Raw genomic sequence first — 22,463 nt, 5'->3', positions numbered from 1 at the left:
TCACCCCGGACAGCCGAGCACGAGGGAGCGTGGGCAGTGGGAGCCGAGCCGGTGCGGATCAGGGTCGCGACCGACCGTCCGTACGAGGTGGTGATCGGGCGTGACCTCGCCGACGAGGTGTTCGCCGTCGTGGCCGGGTCGCCGAAGGTGGCGATCGTGCACCCGCCGACCCTCGTCGCGGGCGCCGAGGCGATGCGGAACCGGTTGCTGGACAACGGAATCGACACCCACCTCGTCCCCGTGCCCGACGCGGAGGCAGGCAAGACCCTCGCCGTCGCCGGGCAGTGCTGGGACGCGCTCGCCGCCATGGGCATGGACCGCGGCGGCACCGTCGTGGCGTACGGCGGGGGCGCGGTGACCGACCTCGGCGGGTACGTCGCGGCGAGCTGGATGCGCGGCGTCCGCCTCGTCAACGTGCCCACCACGCTGCTCGGCATGGTGGACGCCGCGGTCGGCGGGAAGACCGGCATCAACATCGACGCGGGCAAGAACCTCGTCGGTGCGTTCCACGAACCCGCCGCCGTGGTCGTCGACCTCACGACGCTGCGGACCCTCCCGGCGGACGAGCTGGTGCCGGGCATGGCCGAGATCGTCAAGGGCGGGTTCATCGCCGACCCCGTGATCCTGGACCTCGTGGAGGCCGACCCGAGGGCCGCATTGGACCCGGACGGCGACGTGCTCGCGGAGCTGGTGCGCCGCAAGATCCAGGTCAAGGCCGACGTGGTGGCCGCGGACCTGCGGGAGTCCAGCCTGCGCGAGATCCTCAACTACGGTCACACCCTCGGCCACGCCATCGAGCGTCGCGAGGGCTACCGGTGGCGCCACGGCGCGGCCGTCAGCGTGGGGTTGGTGTTCGCCGCGGAGCTGGCCCGGGCCGCGGGCCGTCTCGACGACGCCACCGCGGACCGGCACCGCACGGTGCTCGACGCCCTCGGTCTGCCGACCAGCTACGAACCGGGCGCACTGGCGGACCTGACGCGGACCATGCTGGGCGACAAGAAAACCCGCGCGGGCCGGCTCCGCTTCGTGGTGCTGGACGCGCTGGCCACGCCGGGGCGGCTCGAGGACCCGGCACCCGAGCTGCTGGCCACCGCGTACGACCGACTGACGACGTGACGGTCGGCAAGATCAACAGCGGCCGTCGGCCCCCCGACATCCAGCCTAGGGGCGAGCACCGACAGGAACGGGTGTTGGCGGGCGGGTTGTCCACAGGGGGCGCCATCCCGCCGACGGCGCCCCCGTGGTCATCTCAGTGCGTGGCCGATTCGAGGGGGAGGCCAGCGGCCGCCCAGTCCTCGATGCCCTCGCGGTACTTGCGGACGTTGCGGTACCCGAGGTCCTCGAGAAGGGTCGCCACCTGCGAGCTGTTCGGGCATGCCGGGTTCGAGCAGTACGTCACGATCGCCGCGTCGCGGTCGGGGAGCAGGCTCGCCGCCCTCGCCGGGACGTCGGCCGCCACCAGCGGCACCGCGCCCGGCAGGTGCTGCTTCGCCCAGTACTCGCCGCCCAGGGCGTCGACGACCGTCACCGCGCCCGCCTCGATCGCGGTCCGCAGGTCTGCCCTGCTGATCAACTCCGTCATCTCTCCTCCAAGTGGACTATGGTCCGGATTGACATGAGCGACAACAGCGGACCGCGGTCCGGTTATTCCGCACCTGCCCGGGAGCGTGCCGACGCCGCACGCAACCGGGCCCGCGTGCTCGAGGCAGCCGCCCGGCTCTTCCGGGAGCACGGGGTCGCCGCCGTGTCCATGGACCAGGTCGCGGCCGCCGCCGGGGTCGGCAAGGGCACCCTCTTCCGGCGCTTCGGTGACAAGGCGGGGCTCGCCGTCGCGTTGCTCGACGAGCAGGAGCGCGGGCTGCAGGCCGCCATCCTGGGCGGGCCGCCCCCGCTCGGGCCCGGCGCGCCACCCGCCGACCGGCTGGTCGCGTTCCTCGAGGCCTACGTGGACTTCCTGGACGGCAACCTCGACCTCGTGCACATGTCGGAGACGGCCCGGCCCGGCGCCCGCTACACCATCGGCGCCTACCGCCTGTGGCACCGGCACGTCGCCTACCTGCTCGAACAGGCGGGCACACCGGACGCCGACTACCTCGCCCACGCGGTGCTCGCCCCGCTCGCCGCCGACCAGCGGATGGCCTTGCGGGACGAGGTCGGGTCCGACCGGGTCAAGGCGGGACTGGCTAGGCTTGCGCGATCGATGCTCGAAGGAGGAAGCCGATGAAGATCCTGGTGCTCAACGGGCCCAACCTCGGCAGGCTGGGCACGCGCGAGCCCCAGATCTACGGCCACACCACCCACGCCGACCTCGTCGAGCTGTGTGAGAAGACCGGCAGGGAACTCGACCTCGACGTCAGCGTCCGGCAGACCGACCACGAGGGCGAGATGATCGGCTGGCTGCACGAGGCCGCCGAGCACGGCTACGCCGTCGTCCTCAACGCGGGCGCGTGGACGCACTACTCGATCGCGATCCGGGACGCCTGTGCGCTGCTGTCGGCGCCGCTGGTCGAGGTGCACATCTCGAACGTGCACAAGCGCGAGGAGTTCCGGCACCACAGCTACATCTCCGCCGTCGCGGCCGGGGTCATCGTGGGGCTCGGCGTCGAGGGTTACCAGCTCGCGTTGCGCTGGCTGGCCGGCCGACGGTGACCGAGCCGCCGGGTGACGTCCCCCCGTCCGGTGTGCACCACGTCGAACTGTGGGTCGCCGACCTCGCCGCCGCCGAGAAGACGTTCGGCTGGCTGTTCACCGAGCTGGGCTGGCAGGAGTACCAGCGCTGGGACCACGGCGTGAGCTGGCGGCTGGGCGTCAGCTACGTCGTCGTCGAGGACTCGCCCGCGCGGACCGGAACGCGGCACGAGCGCACCGCGCCGGGCCTCAACCACCTGGCGCTGCACGCGGGCACCCGGGCCGACGTCGACCGCATCGCCGCGGCGGCGCCGGAACACGGGTGGACGCTCCTGTTCGCCGACCGCCATCCGTACGCGGGTGGCCCACACCACTACGCGGCATACCTCGAGAACAGCGATGGTTTCGAGGTGGAGTTGGTCGCCACCCGGACGTGAAGTCGCCACGCACGCGGAGTAATCCTTACACTGTCGTTCGGCTGAATTGAGGGCAACATATGGAGGTTCTTCCGCGATGCGCTTCACGCACCGTCGAAGACTCGTTGCCGTCCTCGCCTCCGCCGCGCTGACCGCGGGCTGCACGGCCAGCGAGGCCGCGCCCGGCTTGGAGAAATCCCCCACCTCCACCGCGGCGCCGAAACCGGTGGTCCCGAAGGCGAAGGAACCCGTCCTGCTCGCCACGCGCGCCGCCCGCCAGAGCCCGGGGGTGATCGCGGCCGGGTCCGGCGACGCCCCCTACAACTACGCGCCGTCGGTCCTCTGGGACGGTGGCCGCTACCGCATGTGGTGGTGCAGCCAGCTCGGCATCGCGAACCCGCCCGGCGACGACATCCTGCTCGCCGAGTCGCGGTCGCTGAACGGGCGGTTCCGCGGACCGGACGGCCGCGGCGGCACCCCCGTGTTCTCCGGCAGCGCCCGCCGCTTCGACGCCATGCACACGTGCGACCCGTCGGTGCTCAAGGTCGGGCCGACCTACTACATGTACTACACGGGAGCGGCGGGCGACCACGCCCACGGCAACGCGATCGGGCTCGCGACCAGCCCCGACGGTCGTGTCTGGACGCGGGCCAACGGCGGCCGCCCGCTCGTCACCTCGGCGCGGGACGTCAAGCGGTCCAACACCTACGGCGCGGGCCAGCCGTCCGTGGTGTACGCGGCGGGCAAGTTCTACCTGATGTTCACCGACACCACCGGACGGCACGCCGGCCACAACGGCGCGGGCCAGTTCGTGCTGCGGTCACCCGACCCGGCGTTCGGCCGCGACATCGAGGCGCTCGGGCCCGACGGGTTCGTGTCGGTGCCGGACACGACCGCCCGGCTCCGTTCGGTCGTCGACGCGTTCAGCGCGGACTGGATGTGGGTCGACGCGCTGGCCGCGTTCGCCATCGCCCACGAGACCCGCGACGGCACCACGATCACCTTCTGGGACTGGGACTTCTCGGCGCAGCCCTACCACCCGCTGCTGGTGCCCGGCCCCTGGCGCGAGGGCCCCGGGCTGGTCCGCCGCGGCGACGGGCACGCGGTCGTGTCGCTCGACAACCCGTGCGGCAAGGTCGCGATCGACCTCGTACGCGCCACCCGCGAGGTACGGGCCGGGCCGTCGAACCTGCGGCACTTCGGGCTCGACGTGACCGACTTCGACGCCTGCGCGGACCCGGGACGCGCGGTGCTCGCGCTCGACGGGTTCGCCGTCCCGTCGCCGACCCGGACCGTCGACCTGGTCGTCGGCGGGCGGATCGTGCGGTTCGACCGCAGGTCCGTGGCCGAGAAGCTGGCCGTGCGGGTCCTCGCCCACCGGCCGCCCTCCCTGTCGGAGGTGCGGGTGGCCGCCCACGTCAAGCCCGGCGTCCCCGTGCGGCAGGCGCCCGGCCGGGGCCTGGCGTTCCTGATCGACGACAGGCTGTGGCCGATCTCGTCGCCGGACGTCGCGACGTTCAACTCGTCGATCGTGGGCGACATGACCACCCAGGAATGGGACGCCTACGGACGCGGCCTGGACTTGACGGGTCCGCCGCGCTGAGGCTCGTCCGCTTCGTCCTCGTCGAGGTCGTCCGCGTCGTCGCCCTGGCGGGAGGACCGGATCCAGTACCCGGCCGCGAGCCCCACGGCCGCCGGGATCAGGACCAGCAGCGCCGTGAACGCCGCACCGCCGGTCAGCGCGCCACCCAGGTCGGCGACCCCGGTCTGGTCCACGAACACCGACTTGCCGATCACGGCGAGCACCGCGGCACCCCAGCCCGCGACCAGCGACGCGATCACCCACGCACGTCCCGCGTCCTCGACGTCACGCCACCGGTCGATCGCACCCCACACGGCGGCCACGCCGACGAGCCCGCCCAGCACGAGCGCCTCGAACAACGTCCTGGAGGTGGGGTGGTGGACTCCGAAGTCGGCGCGCGCGGTCTCGGCCACGGCATGCACCACGGCCATGACCACTCCGCGCAACAGCCACGTTCGCATTGGGACAGCGTAAGCCCATAAGGTCTTGGGCATGCCCGAGACGCACGTTCGCCGCCGCGCCGCCCTCCGGTCCCGCCTCCAGGAGCGCGACCTGGACGCCATGCTCGTGGTCGACCTGCGCAACGTGCGTTACCTGACCGGGTTCACCGGCTCGAACGCCGCGTTGCTGGTGCACGCCGACGGCGACGAGAAGACCGTGTTCTGCACCGACGGCCGGTACCTGACCCAGTCCGCGCGGCAGGTGCCCGAGCTGGAGCGGCTGATCGAGCGACCGTGCGGACCGGCACTCGCCAAGGTCGCAGCCGACACGCGGGTGCGGCGGGCAGGGTTCGAGAGCCACCGCGTCACGGTCGACGAGCTGGACGTGCTCGACGAGCAGGCGGGCACGACCGAGCTGGTGCGTGCCGCGGGCCTGGTCGAGGACCTGCGCGTGGTCAAGGACGACGCCGAGATCGAGGCGCTGCGGATGGCGTGCGCGGCCGCCGACCGCGCGCTCGCCGACCTCATCGAGCACGGCGGCCTGCGGCCCGGCCGCACCGAGCGCGAGGTCGCGCGCGAGCTGGAGACCCGGATGCTGGACTACGGCGCGGCGGGCCCGGCGTTCGACTCGATCGTGGCCGCGGGTGCCAACTCGGCCATCCCGCACCACCGGCCGACCGACACCGAGCTCGTCACGGGTGACCTGGTGAAACTGGACTTCGGCGCGCTTGTCGACGGCTACCACTCGGACATGACCCGCACGTTCGTGCTCGGCGCGCCCGCGGACTGGCAGCGGGACCTGTACGACCTGGTCGCGGCCGCGCAGGCGGCGGGCCGGGCGGCGTTGCGGCCGGGCGTGCGGGTGTCGGACGTCGACGCGGCCGCGCGTGGCGTGGTGGAGGCCGCGGGGCACGGCGACGACTTCCTGCACGGCCTCGGGCACGGGGTCGGGTTGGAGATCCACGAGGCACCGTCCCTGGCCAAGACGGGTGAAGGTAGACTTTCCGCCGGTATGGCAGTCACCGTGGAGCCGGGGGTCTACCTGTCCGGCAAGGGCGGGGTCCGCATCGAGGACACGCTCGTCGTGCGGGACGGCGATCCCGAACTTCTCACGCTGACGACCAAACAGCTCGTCGTCGTGTAGCGATGCGGTAGACGACGCGGTAGACGATCCGACCAGGAGAGAGAACCACCCCGTGGCATCCACGAACGACCTGAAGAACGGCCTCGTGCTCAACCTCGAGGGCCAGCTCTGGAGCGTTGTCGAGTTCCAGCACGTCAAGCCCGGCAAGGGCCCGGCGTTCGTGCGCACCAAGCTCAAGCACGTCCTCACCGGCAAGGTCGTCGACAAGACCTTCAACGCGGGCATCAAGGTGGACACCGCCACCGTCGACCGCCGCGACATGACCTACCTGTACCAGGACGGCGCGCAGTTCGTTTTCATGGACGGCGAGACCTACGAGCAGGAGCACATCGACGCCGACGTGGTCGGTGACCAGTCGAAGTTCCTGCTGGAGAACAGCACCGTCACGGTCGCGACCCACGAGGGCACGCCGCTGTTCATCGAGCTCCCGACGTCGGTCGAGCTCGTGATCCAGCAGACCGACCCGGGCCTGCAGGGCGACCGCTCCACCGGTGGCACCAAGCCCGCGACGCTGGAGACCGGCGCGGAGATCCAGGTGCCGCTGTTCCTGTCGACCGGCGAGAAGGTCAAGGTGGACACCCGCGACGGTCGCTACCTCGGCCGAGTCAGCTCGTAGATGGGCGCGCGCAGCAAAGCTCGCAAGCGCGCGGTCGATGTCCTGTACGCGGCGGCGCTCCGCGACGCCGACCCGGTGCGGCTGCTCGAGGAACGCAACGCGGCCGCCGAGCACCCGTCGCCGAACGACTACGCCAGCACGCTCGTCGAGGGCGTGGTGGCGCACCGCGAGCGGATCGACGAACTGCTCACCGAGCACGCGGAGGGCTGGACTCTCGACCGCATGCCGTTCGTGGACCTCGCCATCCTGCGGCTCGGGATCTACGAACTGCTGTGGGCGGCCGACGTCCCGGACGCGGTGGCGATCGACGAGGCCGTGCAGCTGGCGAGGTCACTGTCCACAGACGACTCACCGCGCTTCGTGAACGGCGTTCTGGGCCGCCTCGCCACCATCGCCGACCAGCTGCGGGCGACGCTGTAGATTTCGACTGAGCGGAGCTTGCGCAGCGGACATTTCGACTGAGCGGAGCTTGCGCGGCGAACATGTCGTTCGCCACCGAAGTATGCGCGCCATATCGTGGCGCCCATGACCGACAGACGATCTTTGCTCGCCGCGGCCGTCACCGTGTTCCTGTGGGCGTCCGCGTTCGTGGCGATCCGCAGCGCGGGCGAGCACTACTCGCCGGGCGCGCTGGCGCTGGGCCGCCTGCTGTCCGGTTCGGTCGTGTTGGTCGTGTTCCTCCTGGTGCGCGGGGAAGGTCTGCCCCGGCGTGGCGCGTGGCCCGGCATCGTGATCTCGGGCCTGCTGTGGTTCGGCCTGTACATGGTGGCGCTGAACTGGGGTGAGCAGGAGGTCGACGCGGGCACGGCCGCGATGGTGGTGAACGTCGGCCCGGTGCTGATCGCACTGCTCAGCGGCTGGCTGCTCAAGGAAGGCTTCAGGCCGAGGGTGCTGGCCGGCATCGCCGTGTCGTTCGCCGGCGCGGTGGTGGTCGGCTTCTCGATGGCGGGCGACGGGCACGCGTCCGTGCTCGGTGTCCTGCTGTGTGTGGTCGCGGCGATCACCTACGCCATCGGTGTCGTGTCGCAGAAACCCGCGCTGCGCCACGGAAGCGCGCTACAGGTGACGACGTTCGGCTGTCTCGTGGGGACGGTCGCGTGCCTGCCGTTCGCGGGCCAGTTGATCTCCCAGGCGTCCACGGCCCCGCTGTCGGCGACGTTGAACGTGATCTACCTCGGTGTGTTCCCGACCGGTCTGGCGTTCACGACGTGGGCGTACGCGCTGGCGAGGACGTCCGCGTCGCAGATGGGCGCGACGACGTACGCCGTGCCCGCGCTGGTCGTGCTGATGTCGTGGGTGGTCCTGGACGAACTGCCGGGCTGGGTCACGTTGCTGGGTGGCGTGCTCTGCCTGGCCGGGGTCGCGGTGTCCCGTACCGGATCGCGGAAACCGGCGCCGGTCGCGGAACCGGCGGTGACCGCGAAGACGGGCTGAACGGTCAGCGGTTCATCAACGCGAACACGCCCCAGCCCAGGTACTCGCGCTGGTAGCGGGCGTGGCGGGCCGGTTCGGTGGCGAGTTCGGCGCGTAGCTCGTCGGCCAGTTCGTCGTCCGGGTTGGTGTCGAGCCAGCGGCGGATGTTGAGCCACTGCGCCGCGGCGTAGCGGTCCCAGCTGTCCTGGTCGGCGAGGACCATCTCCACGACGTCGCAGCCGAGTTCGCCGAGGTGGGTCAACAGGTCGGGGAGCGAACGGAAGTCGTCGCGGCTCGTGGCGTGGCAGCCTGCCACCGTGGCGTCGTCCGGCGGCTCGCGGCGCCAGTACGGTTCCCCGACCAGCAGCAGACCACCCGGGCGCAGGCTCTTGCGCAGCAACTCGACCGTTCCGTCGACACCGCCGCCGATCCACGTCGCGCCGATGCACGCGGCCACGTCGACCGGGGTGTCGGCCACGTGGCCCGTCGCGTCGTCGTGGACGAACGTCACCTTGTCCGCCACGCCCAGTTCGGTGGCGCGTGCGGTCGCCTTCGCGACGAAGACCGTGCTGATGTCGACGCCGGTGCCGGTGACGCCGTGATCGCGGGCCCACGTGCAGAGCATCTCGCCCGAACCGCTGGCCAGGTCCAGGATCGTGGCGCCCGCCGGGAGCCCGAGGGCGGCGCCGAGCGTCGCCAGTTTGGCGCTGGTGAGCGGGTTGTGAATGCGATGACCGCTCTCGCGGATCGTGAAATGGCGAGGAAGATCCACGGGCGGACCCTAGACAAACGGCCGCGATCGTGTCCACCCGATTTCGTTGCGACAGAACGGGATCGGACTGCCCCGGTCGGGTTGTTCGGAGGTGACCCGAATGGAGTAGCGGGCTGGGGCCGGACGCGACCATGATCGTCGGCCGTTCGCCACGGAGGGTGGCGGAAATGCCCGGAACACGCGACCGGCCGCGGCCCTGCTCAGCGCAAGGTCGCGACCGGGTTGCCAGTCGACAGCGGGGTTGTACGCACGCCTGCCGGCCGATCTCCCAAGTCCCTCGGCCGGCCGCGGCGGTCGTCAGTGGAGCCCGTACGTACCGGCTCAGTCCTCCTTGGACGGACGTGCCTCCGGGGGAAGCACACCCCAGTCGATGAGCTGCTCGGTGAGCTCGCCCGGGGTCATGTCGTAGATGATGGCCAGCGAGCGGAGGTCCTCGGTGCGGATCGACAGCACCTTGCCGTTGTAGTCGCCGCGCTGGCTCTGGATGGTGGCGGCGTAGCGGGCCAGCGGGCCCACCTTCTCCGCCGGGAGCTGCTGCAGTCGCTCCAGGTTGATGACGATCTTGGTCGCCGGCTCCGCACCGGACGGGACGCGTCCCTCCGGCAGCAGCTCGACCACCGGGACACCGTAGAAGTCGGCCAGCTCGGCCAGCTTCTGCACGGTGACCGCCCGGTCGCCCCGCTCGTACGAGCCCACGACGACCGCCTTCCAGCGGCCGCCAGACTTCTGCTCGACGCCGTGCAGGGACAGGCCCTGCTGCTGGCGGATGCCGCGGAGCTTGCTCCCTAGCGCCTTGGCGTAGTCGCCCATATGGCGATTCTCCATTTCGTTCGCCCCGACGGCCGGTTGAAAAATGTATGCCGCGGGTAGCCGCATATCGACACGCAGAGTAATGGTTACCCACAGTTGTCACCAGGTCAAGCTGATCTGTGTACGACGTCCGTGGAAATGCCCGATTACCACCCGGTTGGTGGATCCGGTCGGCCTGATACGGTGCTACGGCACCCGCAGTGGGTGCGCAGCTAGACGTCCTTTAAGGACCCGTCCAGTGAGGCGGGGAAGGAGGTCAACCCGTTGTCGCCGCCCAACCGCGGCGCGACGGAACCGGCCGAGCGGCGCGAGCTGCTGTCGGCCGGCGACGTCGCGCGCACCGTCGCCCGTATGGCGCACCAGGTGATCGAGCGCACCGCGCTCGGCGCCAACGACGCACCACCCGTCGTTCTCCTGGGCATTCCCACCCGCGGCGCCCCGCTCGCCGCCCGTCTGGCCGCCCGCATCGCCGAGTTCTCCGGCATCGACGTACCCACCGGTGTGGTGGACGTCACACTCTACCGTGACGATCTTCGTCGCAGGCCCACGCGCCCGCTCGGCGCCACCGCGCTGCCGAAGGGCGGCATCGACGACCACCTGGTCATCCTCGTCGACGACGTCCTGTACTCCGGCCGCACGATCCGTGCCGCCCTGGACGCGCTCCGTGACGCCGGTCGCCCGCGCGTGGTCCAGCTCGCCGTGCTCGTCGACCGCGGTCACCGTGAGCTGCCGATCCGCGCGGACTACGTCGGCAAGAACGTGCCCACGTCCCGCTCCGAGGAGGTCCACGTCCTGCTCACCGAGACCGACGACCGCGACGCCGTCGTCCTGGACCGAGTTCTCGACAGGAGGGATTCGTGAAGCACCTCCTGGCCACGGAAGGCATGGACGCGGCCACCGCGACCGCCGTCCTGGACACGGCGTCCGAGCTGAAGCAGACCCTGCTCGGCCGCGAGGTCAAGAAGCTGCCGACCCTGCGCGGCCGCACCGTGATCACGATGTTCTACGAGAACAGCACCCGCACCCGGGTGTCGTTCGAGATCGCGGGCAAGTGGATGAGCGCGGACGTGGTGAACGTGTCCGCGAGCGGCAGCAGCGTCGGCAAGGGCGAGTCGCTGCGGGACACGGCGCAGACGCTCGCCGCCGCCGGCGCGGACTGCGTGATCATCCGCCACCCGGCCTCCGGCGCCGCGCACCGGCTCGCGGGCTGGCTCGCCGAGGCGGGCACGTCGGTGGTCAACGCGGGCGACGGCATGCACGAGCACCCCACGCAGGCGCTGCTCGACGCGGCCACGCTGCGGGAACGTCTCGGTGACCTGGCGGGCAGGCGGATCGCGATCGTCGGCGACGTGCTGCACAGCCGGGTCGCGCGGTCGAACGTCCACCTGCTCACCACCCTGGGCGCCGACGTCACGCTGGTCGCGCCACCGACGCTGCTGCCCGCGCGGGTGGACCGGTGGCCGGTCACCGTCTCGCACACGCTCGACGCCGAGCTGCCCAGCCTGGACGCGGTGATGGTCCTGCGGGTCCAGGCGGAACGGATGCACGGCGGTTTCTTCCCGTCCACGCGGGAGTACTCGATCGCCTACGGCATGAACGAGCGCCGCCTCGCGCTGCTGCCCGACCACGCGGTCGTGCTGCACCCCGGCCCGATGCTGCGCGGCATGGAGATCGCCGCCGCGGTCGCCGACTCGCCCCGCGCCGCGATCACCCAGCAGGTGTCGAACGGCGTGCACGTCCGGATGGCGGTCCTGTACCACCTGCTGGCCCACGAGGAGGAGGTCGCGTGAGGGAGCTTGCGACCGAACCGTTGACGTCGAGTTCGTTGCTTCTCAAGGGAGTCCGCCCCTGCGGCGAGGAGCCGGTCGATCTCCTGATCCGGGACGGGTTCATCGCCGAGGGCACCGACGCCGACGAGGTCGTCGACGCGACCGGGCTCATCGCGCTGCCCGGCTTCGTCGACCTGCACACCCACCTGCGGGAACCCGGCCGCGAGGACACCGAGACCATCGCCACCGGCTCGGCAGCCGCGGCGCTGGGCGGCTACACGGCCGTCTTCGCCATGGCCAACACCGACCCGGTCGCCGACAACGCGGTGATCGTGGAGCACGTGTGGCGGCGCGGCCGCGAGGTCGGGCTGGTCGACGTGTACCCGGTCGGCGCGGTCACCGTCGGCCTGGCGGGCGAGAAGCTCGCCGAGCTGGGCACGATGGCGACCTCACAGGCGCAGGTCCGGATGTTCTCCGACGACGGCCACTGCGTCGCCGACCCGCTGCTCATGCGCCGCGCGCTGGAGTACTCGACGGCCCTGGACGTGGTCATCGCCCAGCACGCCGAGGAGCCCCGGCTCACCCTCGGCGCCCAGGCGCACGAGGGGGAGCAGGCCGCACGCCTCGGTCTCGCGGGCTGGCCCGCGGCGGCCGAGGAGGCGATCATCGCCCGCGACTGCCTGCTGGCCCGCCAGACCGGCGCCCGCCTGCACGTCTGCCACGTCTCCACGGCCGGGTCCGCCGAGCTGCTGCGGTGGGCGAAGGCGCAGGGGATCACGGTGTCCGCCGAGGTCACCCCGCACCACCTGCTGCTCGACGACGAGCGGCTCGACACGTTCGACCCGGTCAACAAGGTCAACCCGCCGCTGCGCACCTCCGCCGACGCGAAGGTGCTGCGGGCGGCACTCGCCGACGGCGTGCTGGACTGCGTGGCCACCGACCACGCCCCGCACGCCGTCCAGGACAAGGACTGCGAGTGGGCCGCCGCACGACCGGGCATGCTCGGTCTGCAGACCGCGCTGTCGGTCGTGGTGGCCACGATGGTCGAACCGGGCCTGCTCGACTGGCGCGGCGTCGCGCGGGTGATGAGCGAGCGGCCCGCGCAGATCGCGGGCCTGACCGACCAGGGCCGCCCGATCGCGGTGGGGGAGCCGGCCAACCTCACCCTGGTCGACCCGGCCGCCAGGTGGACGGTCCGCGGTGACGACCTGGCGAGCATCGCCGCCAACACCCCGTACGAGGGCATGGAGCTGCCCGGCCGAGTGGTCACGACGCTGCTGCGCGGCCGCGTGACGGCACACGATGGAAAGGTGCGTTCATGACAACCGCCGCTCTGGTCCTGGAGGACGGCAAGGTCTTCCGCGGTGAGGCGTTCGGCGCGACCGGGACCACGCTCGGCGAGGTCGTCTTCTGCACCGGCATGACCGGTTACCAGGAGACGCTGACCGACCCCTCCTACCACCGCCAGATCGTGGTGGCCACGGCCCCGCAGATCGGCAACACCGGCTGGAACGACGAGGACGACGAGTCCCGCCGCATCTGGGTCGCCGGGTACGTGGTCCGCGACCCGGCCCGGGTCCCGTCGAACTGGCGGTCCCGGCGCAGCCTCGACGACGCGCTCACCGAGCAGGGCGTCGTCGGCATCTCGGGCGTCGACACCCGCACGCTGACCCGTCACATCCGCGAGCGCGGCGCCATGCGCGGCGGCGTTTTCTCTGGTGACGCGCTCGGCACGGTCGACGAGATGGTGTCGCACGTCCTGGCGAGCCCCCAGATGGTCGGTGCCGACCTCGCGGGAGAGGTGACGACTCAGGGAAGCTACGTGGTCCCCCCGTCCGGTGAAACGCGGTTCCGCGTGGCGGCACTCGACGTCGGCATCAAGACCAACACGCCCCGCATGATGGGACAGCGCGGCATCGAGACCCACGTGCTGCCCGCGAACGCCACCATCGACGACGTCCTCGCCCTCGAACCGGACGGGTTCTTCCTCGCCAACGGCCCCGGCGACCCGGCGACGACCGACGGCCCGATGGCACTGACCCGGCAGGTGCTCGAACGCGAGATCCCCACGTTCGGCATCTGCTTCGGCCACCAGATCCTCGGCCGCGCGCTCGGTCTGGGCACGTACAAGCTGCGCTACGGCCACCGCGGCATCAACATCCCGGTGATCGACGTGGCCACCGGCCGGGTCGCGATCACCGCCCAGAACCACGGCTTCGCGCTGGAGGGGGAGCCGGGCCAGCGGTTCGACACCCCCTACGGCGGCGCCGTGATCAGCCACTACTGCCCGAACGACGGCTGCGTGGAGGGCGTGCGCGCCCTCGACGTGCCCGCGTTCTCGGTCCAGTACCACCCGGAGGCGGCGGCAGGCCCGCACGACGCCGCTCCGCTGTTCGACGAGTTCGTGGGCCTGATGGAGGAGAAGCGTGCCTAAGCGGGACGACATCCAGCACGTGCTCGTGATCGGCTCCGGGCCGATCGTGATCGGGCAGGCGTGCGAGTTCGACTACTCCGGCACCCAGGCGTGCCGCGTGCTGCGCGAGGAGGGCCTGCGGGTCAGCCTCGTGAACTCCAACCCGGCGACGATCATGACCGACCCGGAGTTCGCCGACGCCACCTACATCGAGCCCATCACCCCCGACTTCGTCGAGAAGGTGATCGCGAAGGAGCGCCCCGACGCGCTGCTCGCCACCCTCGGCGGCCAGACCGCGCTGAACACCGCGGTCGCGCTGCACGAGCGCGGGGCGCTGGAGAAGTACGGCGTGGAGCTCATCGGCGCGGACATCGAGGCCATCCAGCGCGGTGAGGACCGGCAGCGGTTCAAGGACATCTGCGCCGCGGTCGGCGCGGAGACGCCGCGCAGCGCGGTGTGTCACTCGATGGACGAGGTCCGCAAGACCGTCGACGACCTCGGCCTGCCCGTGGTCATCCGGCCGTCGTTCACCATGGGCGGACTCGGCTCCGGCATGGCGCACACGGCCGAGGACCTGGAGCGGCTCGCCTCGACCGGGCTCGCGGAGTCCCCGGTGCACGAGGTGCTGATCGAGGAGAGCGTGCTCGGGTGGAAGGAGTACGAGCTCGAGCTGATGCGCGACCGCAACGACAACGTCGTGGTCATCTGCTCCATCGAGAACATCGACCCGATGGGCGTGCACACCGGCGACTCGGTGACCGTCGCGCCCGCGATGACGCTGACCGACCGCGAGTACCAGCACATGCGGGACGTCGGCATCGCCGTGCTCCGCGAGGTCGGCGTCGACACCGGCGGCTGCAACATCCAGTTCGCCGTCCACCCCGAGACCGGCCGCCTGGTCGTCATCGAGATGAACCCGCGCGTGTCCCGGTCGTCCGCGCTCGCGTCGAAGGCGACCGGGTTCCCCATCGCCAAGATCGCCGCGAAGCTCGCCATCGGCTACACGCTCGACGAGATCCGCAACGACATCACCGGCGAGACCCCGGCGAGCTTCGAGCCGACGCTCGACTACGTCGTGGTGAAGGTGCCGCGGTTCGCGTTCGAGAAGTTCCCCGGCGCCGACCCGACCCTGACCACGACGATGAAGTCGGTCGGCGAGGCCATGTCGCTGGGCCGCAACTTCGTCGAGGCGCTCGGCAAGGCGCTGCGGTCCATGGAGACCAAGGCCGCCGGCTTCTGGACCACGCCGGACCCGGGCACCCTGACCGTGGACGGGGTCCTGGCGGCGCTGCGCGTGCCGCACGACGGCCGCCTCTACACGGTCGAACGCGCGCTGCGGCTCGGCGTGAGCGTCGAGGAGGTCTCGCAGGCGTCGGGCATCGACCCGTGGTTCGTCGACCAGATCGCCTCGCTGGTCGAGCTGCGGGCCGAGGTCACCGCCGCGCCCGTGCTCGACGAGCACCTGCTGCGGCGGGTGAAGCGGGCCGGGTTCTCCGACCGCCAGATCGCCGCGCTGCGGCCCGAGCTGGCGGGGGAGGACGGCGTCCGCTCGCTGCGGCACCGGCTCGGCATCCGCCCGGTGTTCAAGACCGTCGACACCTGCGCCGCCGAGTTCGCGGCCAAGACGCCGTACCACTACTCGGCCTACGAGCTGGACCCCGCCGCCGAGTCGGAGGTGACCGAGCAGCGGGACAAGCCGAAGGTGCTGATCCTCGGCTCCGGTCCCAACCGCATCGGGCAGGGCATCGAGTTCGACTACTCGTGCGTGCACGCGGCCATGGCGCTGCGGGCCGCCGGGTACGAGACCGTGATGGTCAACTGCAACCCGGAGACCGTCTCCACCGACTACGACACCTCCGACCGCCTGTACTTCGAGCCGCTGACGTTCGAGGACGTGCTCGAGGTCGTGCACTCCGAGCAGCGCTCGGGCACCGTCGCGGGCGTGATCGTGCAGCTCGGCGGCCAGACCCCGCTCGGGCTGGCGCAGCGGCTCGCGGACGCAGGCGTGCCGGTCGTCGGCACCCCGCCGCACGCCATCCACCTGGCCGAGGAGCGGGGCGCGTTCGGCGAGATGCTCGAGGGCGCCGGGCTGCCCGCGCCCAAGTACGGCACCGCCACGTCGTTCGCGGCGGCCAAGCGGATCGCCGACGAGATCGGCTACCCGGTTCTCGTGCGGCCCTCGTACGTGCTCGGCGGGCGCGGCATGGAGATCGTGTACGACGAGGCGTCGCTCGCCGGGTACATCGAGCGCGCCACCGAGGTCACACCCGAGCACCCGGTGCTCGTCGACCGCTTCCTCGACGACGCGATCGAGATCGACGTGGACGCGCTCTACGACGGCGAGGAACTGTTCCTCGGCGGCGTGATGGAGCACATCGAGGAGGCCGGCATCCACTCCGGCGACTCGTCGTGCGCGCTGCCGCCCATCACGCTCGGGCGCACGGACCTCGCGACCATCCGCAGGTCCACCGAGGCGATCGCCGACGGCATCGGCGTGCGTGGCCTGCTGAACGTCCAGTACGCGCTCAAGGACGACGTGCTGTACGTCCTGGAGGCCAACCCACGCGCGTCGCGGACCGTGCCGTTCGTGTCCAAGGCGACCGCCGTGCCGCTCGCGAAGGCCGCCGCCCGGATCATGCTCGGCGCCACCGTCGCGGACCTGCGGCACGAGGGCCTGCTGCCCGGCCACGGCGACGGCGCCGACCTGCCGCCGTCCTCGCCGGTGTCGGTCAAGGAGGCGGTCCTGCCGTTCCACCGCTTCCGCACCCCGGAGGGCCACGGCGTCGACTCGCTGCTGGGCCCGGAGATGAAGTCGACCGGCGAGGTCATGGGCGTCGACGCGTCGTTCGGCAAGGCGTTCGCCAAGTCGCAGACCGCGTCCTACGGCTCGCTGCCGACGTCGGGCCGCGTGTTCGTGTCGGTCGCCAACCGCGACAAGCGGGCGATGGTGTTCCCGGTCAAGCGGCTCGCCGACCTCGGGTTCGAGGTGCTCGCCACCGCGGGCACGGCCGAGGTGCTGCGCCGCAACGGGATCCCGTGCACCGAGGTGCGCAAGCACTTCGAGGGGCAGGACAACATCGTCGACGTCATCCGCGACGGCGGCGTCGACATGGTGATCAACACCCCGTACGGCAACCCCGGCCCGCGTGTCGACGGCTACGAGATCCGCACGGCCGCCGTGTCGCGCGACATCCCGTGCGTGACGACCATCCAGGGCGCCGCGGCCGCCGTGCACGGCATCGAGGCGCTGATCCGGCAGGACATCGGCGTGGAGTCGCTGCAGTCGCTGCAGGCCACGCTGCGGAGCCAGCGGTGAGGGCGTCGTTCGGTGCGCGGCTGACCGCCGCCGTGGCCGAGCGTGGCCCGCTCTGCGCGGGGATCGACCCGCACGCCGCGCTGCTGGAGCAGTGGGGCCTGCCCGTCGACGCGAACGGGCTCGAGCGGTTCGCGATGACGTGCGCCGAGGCGTTCGCGGGCCAGGTGGCGGTGGTCAAGCCGCAGTCGGCGTTCTTCGAGGCGCACGGCTCGGCCGGGGTCGCCGTGCTGGAGAAGCTGATCGCCGCGTTCGCGGGCACCGGCACGCTGGTGCTGGCCGACGTCAAGCGCGGCGACATCGGCTCCACGATGGCCGCCTACGCGCGGGCGTACCTGGCCGACGGCTCACCGCTGGCCGCCGACGCGGTCACCGTGTCGCCCTACCTCGGGTTCGGGTCGCTCGACCCCGCTCTCGACCTCGCGGACCGGACCGGCCGCGGCCTGTTCGTGCTGGCACTGACCTCGAACAAGGAGGGCCCGCAGGTGCAGCGGGCCCGCGGCGAGGACGGCGTCCCGGTCGCCCAGACGATGGTGGACGAGGCCGCGGCCCGCAACGAGGGCGCCACGCCGCTCGGGTCCGTCGGCCTCGTCATCGGTGCGACCGTCGGCCGCACCGAGCTGGACCTGTCGCGGCTCAACGGCCCGATCCTGGCGCCCGGTTTCGGCGCGCAGGGCGCCGGTGCCGACGACCTCGGGAGCGTGTTCGGCGAACACCGCGGGCACGTGCTCCCGGCGTCGTCCAGGGACATCCTGCGCCACGGCCCGGACGTGACGGCGCTGCGCGACGCGGCGCTGCGCGTCCGGGATGCACTGGAGATACACGCGCGGTAGCCACGAAACCCGATCCGGTGTGACATCCGTTCGAACATCGCTCTCACGAGGCGGGGGTTTGACGGATGAGACGCCGTTGGGTGCTGGGCGGGGTGCCGGTTCTCGCCGTGGGGATGGTGGCGGCGGCCGTTCTGGCCGCCCCACACGAACGGCTGGCGGGGTCGCCTGTGGCCGAGGCGCCCCAGCGCGTCGCGGCCGCCGCGCTCGGCGTCCTCGCCGACCTCGACGACATCGAGCTGACCGGCTGGGTGCGGACGGGGACGGCGCAACGCCTGCACGTCGACATCGTCGTCACCGGCGACGGCGCCCAGGCCGTCGTCGAGGACGAGGCGGGTGGCGTCGCGACCATCGTCGCCGCGGGGGACGACGCCGCGATCAGGGCGAACGCGGCGTGGTGGCTCAACACCGTCCCGGCCCACCAGCAGGCCCACAGCGACCGGTGGGTCAGGGCCGACGACTCGGTGGGGTTCCCGGTCAGCGCGCTGAGCGGCCTGACCGGCGACGCCATCCGGGAGATGATCGCGCGTCCCGCCGCACGGGCCACCTGGACCGCGACCTCGTCGGTCTTCGGCGACGGCACGCCCGCCAGGACACTGACGCTCGGCGACACCGGCTGGCGCGTGTACGTCACCCCGGCCGAGCCGCCCGCACTGCTCGGCATCGGCGGCCCGCTGCTCGCGGACACTCACCGCGTGCGGGGCGGGGACGACGGACGCGACTACCCGGACGTCGAACTGGGTGTCGCGCGGCCGGGCACGTCCTGCAGGCAGCAGACCGGCGCGACGGTCGCGCGGACCGCGCCCACGATCCCGGACCTGCCCGCGCCGTCGGTACCGGACATGGCGCAGCGGCCACGCCTGACCGGCGGGGTTCGCGGGTCGGGCGGCATCTGCCGGACCCCGATGTGCCCGTTCACGGTCGAGGTCACCAACGTCGGCGGCGGGGCGGGCGTCGGCACGCTCGTGATCACGTCGAGCAGCGGCGCGCCCATGACCGTGCCGCTGAACCTGCCGCCGGGCGGCCGGTTCAGCACCGTGTACAACGCGCCGAACCCGGCGCCGCCGTCGCCGGGCGGCCGGGTCACCGTGCCCATCTCCGTCCAGGCGTTCGCGCAGATCACCTCGCTCGCCGGGCCCGACGTGGCGGCCGGCAGGCGGCTGAACGACCGCGGCGTCGACCCGAACAACCCGGTGCCGGGCAGGCCGGGGCTGATCGGGCCCGGCGTCACCGGCATCATGGACCGCCTCACCTCGGGGGCGCCGACCGCGGGCGTGCTCAGACAGGGCGACGTCGTCGCCGAGGCGGAGGCGGTGATCGGCGCCGCGGCGGACGCCGGGCTCCTCGCGTTGCTCCACCAGCTGGTCAGCGCACCCGCCCTGCGCCACGGCGACGACCCGGTCCGCACCCCGCTGCTCGACCTGTTCCGCCAGGCCGTGCGCGGCAAGCCGCTGGAACAGGACCTCGCGCTGCGCACGCTCAAGCTGCTGGCCGCGCTCACCGAAGGCAGGAAGGCGCCGTCGCCCGAGACCGCGCCCGTGCACGTCGAGGCCGACGGCGTCATCGTCGACGACACGACGCGGCGCGCTCACGTGCTCCGCGGGATCGGCGGCGGGGCCAAGGGGCAGAAGGGCCACGACGCCCTCTACGACCTGGTCGACCAGGCGAGACGGGACTTCGACCGGGACGGCGTCGTGCCGTCGGGGTACGCGAGGGTGGTCGACGTGACCGTCCGGGGCGACGAGAGCAACACCCTGGGCGCCATGTCCCGCACACAGCTCGTCGAGGTGCTCCGGGACCGCACGCCGAAGGGTGGGTCGTTCCGCGACGTGCTCCTCGACGACCAGGGCGATCCGGCGATCCAGCAGCTGTCGATCACCAGCGTGACCAGCGGGCTGCCGAACCGCGGCGCGGTGAACGGCGCGTTCGTGTTCGACGTGCACGACATCGCCGCGCTCGGGCAGACGCTGGAGCGGGTGCCGCAGACACCGCCCACCACGGTCGTCCCGCACTTCACGCCCGCCACGGCCGAGCACATGTGGCACGGGGACGCCGTCGACCCGCACCGAGGCGGCGGTGGTGGTCACCGGTACGGCGCGGGGGTCGCGGACAAGACCGAGTACCCGAAGACGTGGAGCCGGGAGGTCACCGAGGAACGCGTGATCGAGGTGGCCTCGCGCGCGATGCGGAACAAGCGCGAGGGCAACCCGCACGACGGCGACGACACCACCGCCACCGGCACGTCGGTGCGCAGGGTGACGGGTGACAACAAGAACCAGATGGGGGTCGAGGTCGGCTCCTGGGAGGTTCGTGGCAGCTCGAACGGCATCGAGCTGGTCGTACACGTGCTGCAGGACGGCACGATCGCGTCGGCGTACCCGACCGGGAATGTCGCCGACGACAGCGGCGTGCTGCAACCGTACGAGATGATCATGGACCCGGCGAACCCCACCCTGCCCTACCGCAACCCGCCACTGCCCAAGGCCCCACCGAGGGCCCAGCTGCCCGAGATGGGCAGGGAAGCCCAGCGCGCGGGCGGGCTCAAGCTGCGCAACCCCAGCGCCCGGTACGTGCGGGCGGGCACGGACGGCAGGCCGGAGTGGCGGTACACGGCCGAAGCCCGCCCCGGCAACACGCCGGTGCCGGTCGAGGTCGTCGCGGACAACGACGGCAAGCACAAGAAGACCACCAGGACCACGCCGCCGAAACGTGCGGACCCGCCGCCCGCGGTCTGTCAGCCGACTGGTTGAGCCAAGTCGGCAGACCGGCCGATGCCGTGGTGTCACCGCACCTGACCTGGGGTTTCCCGCCGGTTCGGGGCAGGGCGCCGACCGGGCGCGCCCTCGTGCGGCGGCGGCTGGTGGCCCGGGAAGGAGCCTGCGCACTACCATGTCGAAGCGCTTCGCGCAGGTCGGGCAGTATGGACCCATGGCACCTGACGTGAAGGTGTTACCGCTGGTCCAGGGGTGTTCGCTACTCAGAGTTGATCTATGCTCTGTCGCGCACTACCCACCGCACTAAGGTGGACCCGCGTTGTCATGAGAAGGCGGACCTCGGTAACGTCGCGACACCGATCCGCAGAAAACCCCACCCCCCGGAGGAAATCGTGGCCCTTCCCCAGCTGACCGAGGAGCAGCGGGCCGCAGCGCTGGAGAAGGCGGCTGCCGCCCGTCGCGCCCGAGCTGAGCTCAAGGAGCGCCTGAAGCGAGGTGGCACCACCCTCAAGGACGTGCTCGCCCAGGCTGACAAGGACGAGGTCCTGGGCAAGATGAAGGTCACCGCACTGCTCGAGGCCCTGCCGGGCGTCGGCAAGGTGCGTGCCCAGCAGATCATCGAGCGCCTTGAGATCGCCCCGAGCCGTCGTCTTCGCGGCCTTGGCGACCGTCAGCGCAAGGCGTTGCTCGCCGAGTTCAGCGGCGAGTGACGAGCAGTGACATCAGGAGGGGCCGGCTGGTCGTACTGGCCGGCCCCTCCGGCGTAGGCAAGAGCAGCGTCGTCCACGAGCTGCGGCGGCTCTACCCGGACCTGTGGTTCAGCGTGTCGGCCACGACCAGGGAACAGCGGCCCGGCGAGCAGGACGGCGTCGACTACCACTTCGTCACGGCCGACGAGTTCGACCGGATGATCGAGAAGGACGCCCTGCTCGAATGGGCGGAGATCCACCGGGGCACGCACCGGTCCGGCACCCCGAGGGCGCCGATCGAGGAGCGGCTCGCGGCGGGCAGGCCCGCGCTGGTGGAGGTCGATCTGCAGGGCGCTCGGAACCTGCGGAAGACCATGCCCGAGGCGCTGCTGGTGTTCATCTCGCCGCCCAGCTGGGAGGCACTCGTCGAACGTCTGGTCGGCCGGGGCACCGAGTCACCGGAGGTCGTGGCGCGCAGGCTCCGGACCGCCAAGGAGGAGCTGGCCGCCCAGGACGAGTTCGACGAGGTCGTGGTCAACACCGACCTGCGGAGCACCGCTGAGCAGTTGCTAAAGTTGATGCTTGACAATTCCTCCTCCCATCAGTTGGAGAACAACGAGTGATCACCCCCACCGAGTTGGGCGCACTGGGTGACCCGTCGAGCCAGCAGCTCGAAGGCATCACCAACCCCCCGATCGACGACCTGCTCGACAAGGTCAGCTCCAAGTACGCCCTGGTGATCTACGCGGCCAAGCGCGCCCGTCAGATCAACGACTACTACGCGCAGCTCGGCGAGGGTCTGCTCGAGTACGTCGGCCCGCTGGTCGAGCCGGGTCCCCGCGAGAAGCCGCTGTCCATCGCGCTCCGCGAGATCCACGCAGGCCTCCTCGAGCACACCGAGGGCGAGTGAGCGA

Annotated in this window: 23 protein-coding genes; 19 read left to right on the top strand and 4 right to left on the bottom strand. The window is 71.6% G+C overall.

Annotation, left to right across the window (positions count from 1 at the left end):
• Positions 1 to 36: 36 nt before the first annotated feature.
• Positions 37 to 1,116: a 3-dehydroquinate synthase gene (gene aroB / locus ACIBVP_RS10055; protein ID WP_396105682.1), complete on the top strand. Its 1,080-nt coding sequence runs from the start codon at positions 37 to 39 to the stop codon at positions 1,114 to 1,116.
• Positions 1,117 to 1,249: 133 nt separating this feature from the next.
• Here aroB and ACIBVP_RS10050 read toward each other — a convergent pair whose 3' ends face one another.
• Entirely contained in the window at positions 1,250 to 1,582 is a 333-nt protein-coding gene (locus ACIBVP_RS10050) for a rhodanese-like domain-containing protein (RefSeq protein WP_396105681.1), read from the bottom strand.
• Positions 1,583 to 1,615: 33 nt separating this feature from the next.
• Here ACIBVP_RS10050 and ACIBVP_RS10045 point away from each other — a divergent pair, with 33 nt between their 5' ends.
• The 4 genes from ACIBVP_RS10045 to ACIBVP_RS10030 all read left to right on the top strand — a co-directional run bounded on the left by ACIBVP_RS10045 (position 1,616) and on the right by ACIBVP_RS10030 (position 4,647).
• Positions 1,616 to 2,224 carry a TetR/AcrR family transcriptional regulator gene (locus ACIBVP_RS10045; protein WP_396105680.1) on the top strand — a complete coding sequence of 203 codons (609 nt, stop codon included), beginning with the start codon at positions 1,616 to 1,618 and terminating at the stop codon, positions 2,222 to 2,224.
• Positions 2,221 to 2,649, top strand: a complete 429-nt coding sequence (gene aroQ / locus ACIBVP_RS10040; protein ID WP_396105679.1) for a type II 3-dehydroquinate dehydratase — start codon at positions 2,221 to 2,223, stop codon at positions 2,647 to 2,649. Before ACIBVP_RS10045 ends, aroQ begins: the two co-directional genes overlap by 4 nt.
• Complete coding sequence (locus ACIBVP_RS10035) at positions 2,646 to 3,065, top strand: VOC family protein (protein WP_396105678.1); 420 nt, start codon at positions 2,646 to 2,648, stop codon at positions 3,063 to 3,065. The genes aroQ and ACIBVP_RS10035 overlap by 4 nt, the downstream gene beginning before the upstream one ends.
• 76 nt (positions 3,066 to 3,141) lie before the next feature.
• Complete coding sequence (locus tag ACIBVP_RS10030; protein ID WP_396105677.1) at positions 3,142 to 4,647, top strand: beta-xylosidase; 1,506 nt, start codon at positions 3,142 to 3,144, stop codon at positions 4,645 to 4,647.
• On the opposite strand, the gene ACIBVP_RS10025 is transcribed toward ACIBVP_RS10030, so the two are convergent.
• Positions 4,608 to 5,087 carry a B-4DMT family transporter gene (locus ACIBVP_RS10025; RefSeq protein WP_396105676.1) on the bottom strand — a complete coding sequence of 160 codons (480 nt, stop codon included), beginning with the start codon at positions 5,085 to 5,087 and terminating at the stop codon, positions 4,608 to 4,610. The genes ACIBVP_RS10030 and ACIBVP_RS10025 overlap by 40 nt on opposite strands.
• Positions 5,088 to 5,118: 31 nt before the next feature.
• Between ACIBVP_RS10025 and ACIBVP_RS10020 the strand changes: the two genes are divergently transcribed.
• The 4 genes from ACIBVP_RS10020 (at position 5,119) to ACIBVP_RS10005 (ending at position 8,260) form a co-directional block, all read left to right on the top strand.
• The gene (locus tag ACIBVP_RS10020; protein WP_396105675.1) at positions 5,119 to 6,210 is read left to right on the top strand and encodes a M24 family metallopeptidase; all 1,092 of its coding nucleotides are present in this window, start codon (positions 5,119 to 5,121) and stop codon (positions 6,208 to 6,210) included.
• Between the two features lie 52 nt (positions 6,211 to 6,262).
• Positions 6,263 to 6,826, top strand: a complete 564-nt coding sequence (efp, locus tag ACIBVP_RS10015; protein ID WP_396105674.1) for an elongation factor P — start codon at positions 6,263 to 6,265, stop codon at positions 6,824 to 6,826.
• Entirely contained in the window at positions 6,827 to 7,246 is a 420-nt protein-coding gene (gene nusB, locus ACIBVP_RS10010; protein WP_396105673.1) for a transcription antitermination factor NusB, read from the top strand. It abuts the gene before it with no gap.
• Positions 7,247 to 7,351: 105 nt separating this feature from the next.
• Positions 7,352 to 8,260 (top strand): DMT family transporter, encoded by a 909-nt coding sequence (locus ACIBVP_RS10005; RefSeq protein ID WP_396105672.1) that lies wholly within the window; start codon positions 7,352 to 7,354, stop codon positions 8,258 to 8,260.
• A 4-nt stretch (positions 8,261 to 8,264) separates the two neighbouring features.
• Here the strand turns inward: ACIBVP_RS10005 and ACIBVP_RS10000 are convergent, their stop codons facing one another.
• Both ACIBVP_RS10000 and ACIBVP_RS09995 read right to left on the bottom strand, forming a co-directional pair.
• Positions 8,265 to 9,011, bottom strand: coding sequence for an SAM-dependent methyltransferase (locus ACIBVP_RS10000; protein ID WP_396105671.1), 747 nt, complete (start codon positions 9,009 to 9,011; stop codon positions 8,265 to 8,267).
• Positions 9,012 to 9,332: 321 nt separating this feature from the next.
• Complete coding sequence (locus ACIBVP_RS09995; protein WP_075123575.1) at positions 9,333 to 9,821, bottom strand: transcriptional regulator; 489 nt, start codon at positions 9,819 to 9,821, stop codon at positions 9,333 to 9,335.
• 264 nt (positions 9,822 to 10,085) lie between these two features.
• On the opposite strand from ACIBVP_RS09995, the gene pyrR reads away from it, so the two are divergent.
• The 10 genes from pyrR to rpoZ all read left to right on the top strand — a co-directional run bounded on the left by pyrR (position 10,086) and on the right by rpoZ (position 22,459).
• Positions 10,086 to 10,682: a bifunctional pyr operon transcriptional regulator/uracil phosphoribosyltransferase PyrR gene (gene pyrR, locus ACIBVP_RS09990; protein ID WP_396105669.1), complete on the top strand. Its 597-nt coding sequence runs from the start codon at positions 10,086 to 10,088 to the stop codon at positions 10,680 to 10,682.
• The gene (locus ACIBVP_RS09985; protein WP_396105668.1) at positions 10,679 to 11,611 is read left to right on the top strand and encodes an aspartate carbamoyltransferase catalytic subunit; all 933 of its coding nucleotides are present in this window, start codon (positions 10,679 to 10,681) and stop codon (positions 11,609 to 11,611) included. Before pyrR ends, ACIBVP_RS09985 begins: the two co-directional genes overlap by 4 nt.
• Positions 11,608 to 12,912, top strand: a complete 1,305-nt coding sequence (locus tag ACIBVP_RS09980; protein ID WP_396105667.1) for a dihydroorotase — start codon at positions 11,608 to 11,610, stop codon at positions 12,910 to 12,912. Before ACIBVP_RS09985 ends, ACIBVP_RS09980 begins: the two co-directional genes overlap by 4 nt.
• On the top strand, positions 12,909 to 14,024 hold the full coding sequence (gene carA, locus ACIBVP_RS09975) for a glutamine-hydrolyzing carbamoyl-phosphate synthase small subunit (RefSeq protein WP_396105666.1): 1,116 nt from the start codon (positions 12,909 to 12,911) through the stop codon (positions 14,022 to 14,024). The genes ACIBVP_RS09980 and carA overlap by 4 nt, the downstream gene beginning before the upstream one ends.
• On the top strand, positions 14,017 to 17,319 hold the full coding sequence (carB, locus tag ACIBVP_RS09970; protein ID WP_396105665.1) for a carbamoyl-phosphate synthase large subunit: 3,303 nt from the start codon (positions 14,017 to 14,019) through the stop codon (positions 17,317 to 17,319). Before carA ends, carB begins: the two co-directional genes overlap by 8 nt.
• Entirely contained in the window at positions 17,316 to 18,149 is an 834-nt protein-coding gene (pyrF, locus tag ACIBVP_RS09965; RefSeq protein WP_396105664.1) for an orotidine-5'-phosphate decarboxylase, read from the top strand. Before carB ends, pyrF begins: the two co-directional genes overlap by 4 nt.
• A 65-nt stretch (positions 18,150 to 18,214) precedes the next feature.
• Complete coding sequence (locus ACIBVP_RS09960) at positions 18,215 to 20,896, top strand: hypothetical protein (RefSeq protein ID WP_396105663.1); 2,682 nt, start codon at positions 18,215 to 18,217, stop codon at positions 20,894 to 20,896.
• 356 nt (positions 20,897 to 21,252) lie between these two features.
• The gene (gene mihF / locus ACIBVP_RS09955) at positions 21,253 to 21,570 is read left to right on the top strand and encodes an integration host factor, actinobacterial type (protein ID WP_133905065.1); all 318 of its coding nucleotides are present in this window, start codon (positions 21,253 to 21,255) and stop codon (positions 21,568 to 21,570) included.
• Positions 21,567 to 22,172 carry a guanylate kinase gene (gmk, locus tag ACIBVP_RS09950; RefSeq protein WP_396105662.1) on the top strand — a complete coding sequence of 202 codons (606 nt, stop codon included), beginning with the start codon at positions 21,567 to 21,569 and terminating at the stop codon, positions 22,170 to 22,172. The genes mihF and gmk overlap by 4 nt, the downstream gene beginning before the upstream one ends.
• On the top strand, positions 22,169 to 22,459 hold the full coding sequence (gene rpoZ, locus ACIBVP_RS09945; protein ID WP_184813077.1) for a DNA-directed RNA polymerase subunit omega: 291 nt from the start codon (positions 22,169 to 22,171) through the stop codon (positions 22,457 to 22,459). The genes gmk and rpoZ overlap by 4 nt, the downstream gene beginning before the upstream one ends.
• The last annotated feature ends 4 nt before the right edge of the window (positions 22,460 to 22,463 follow it).

The organism is Actinophytocola sp. NPDC049390, from assembly GCF_044466355.1.
GTDB lineage: Bacteria > Actinomycetota > Actinomycetes > Mycobacteriales > Pseudonocardiaceae > Actinophytocola.
This window is presented reverse-complemented; position numbering and strand designations above follow the sequence as displayed.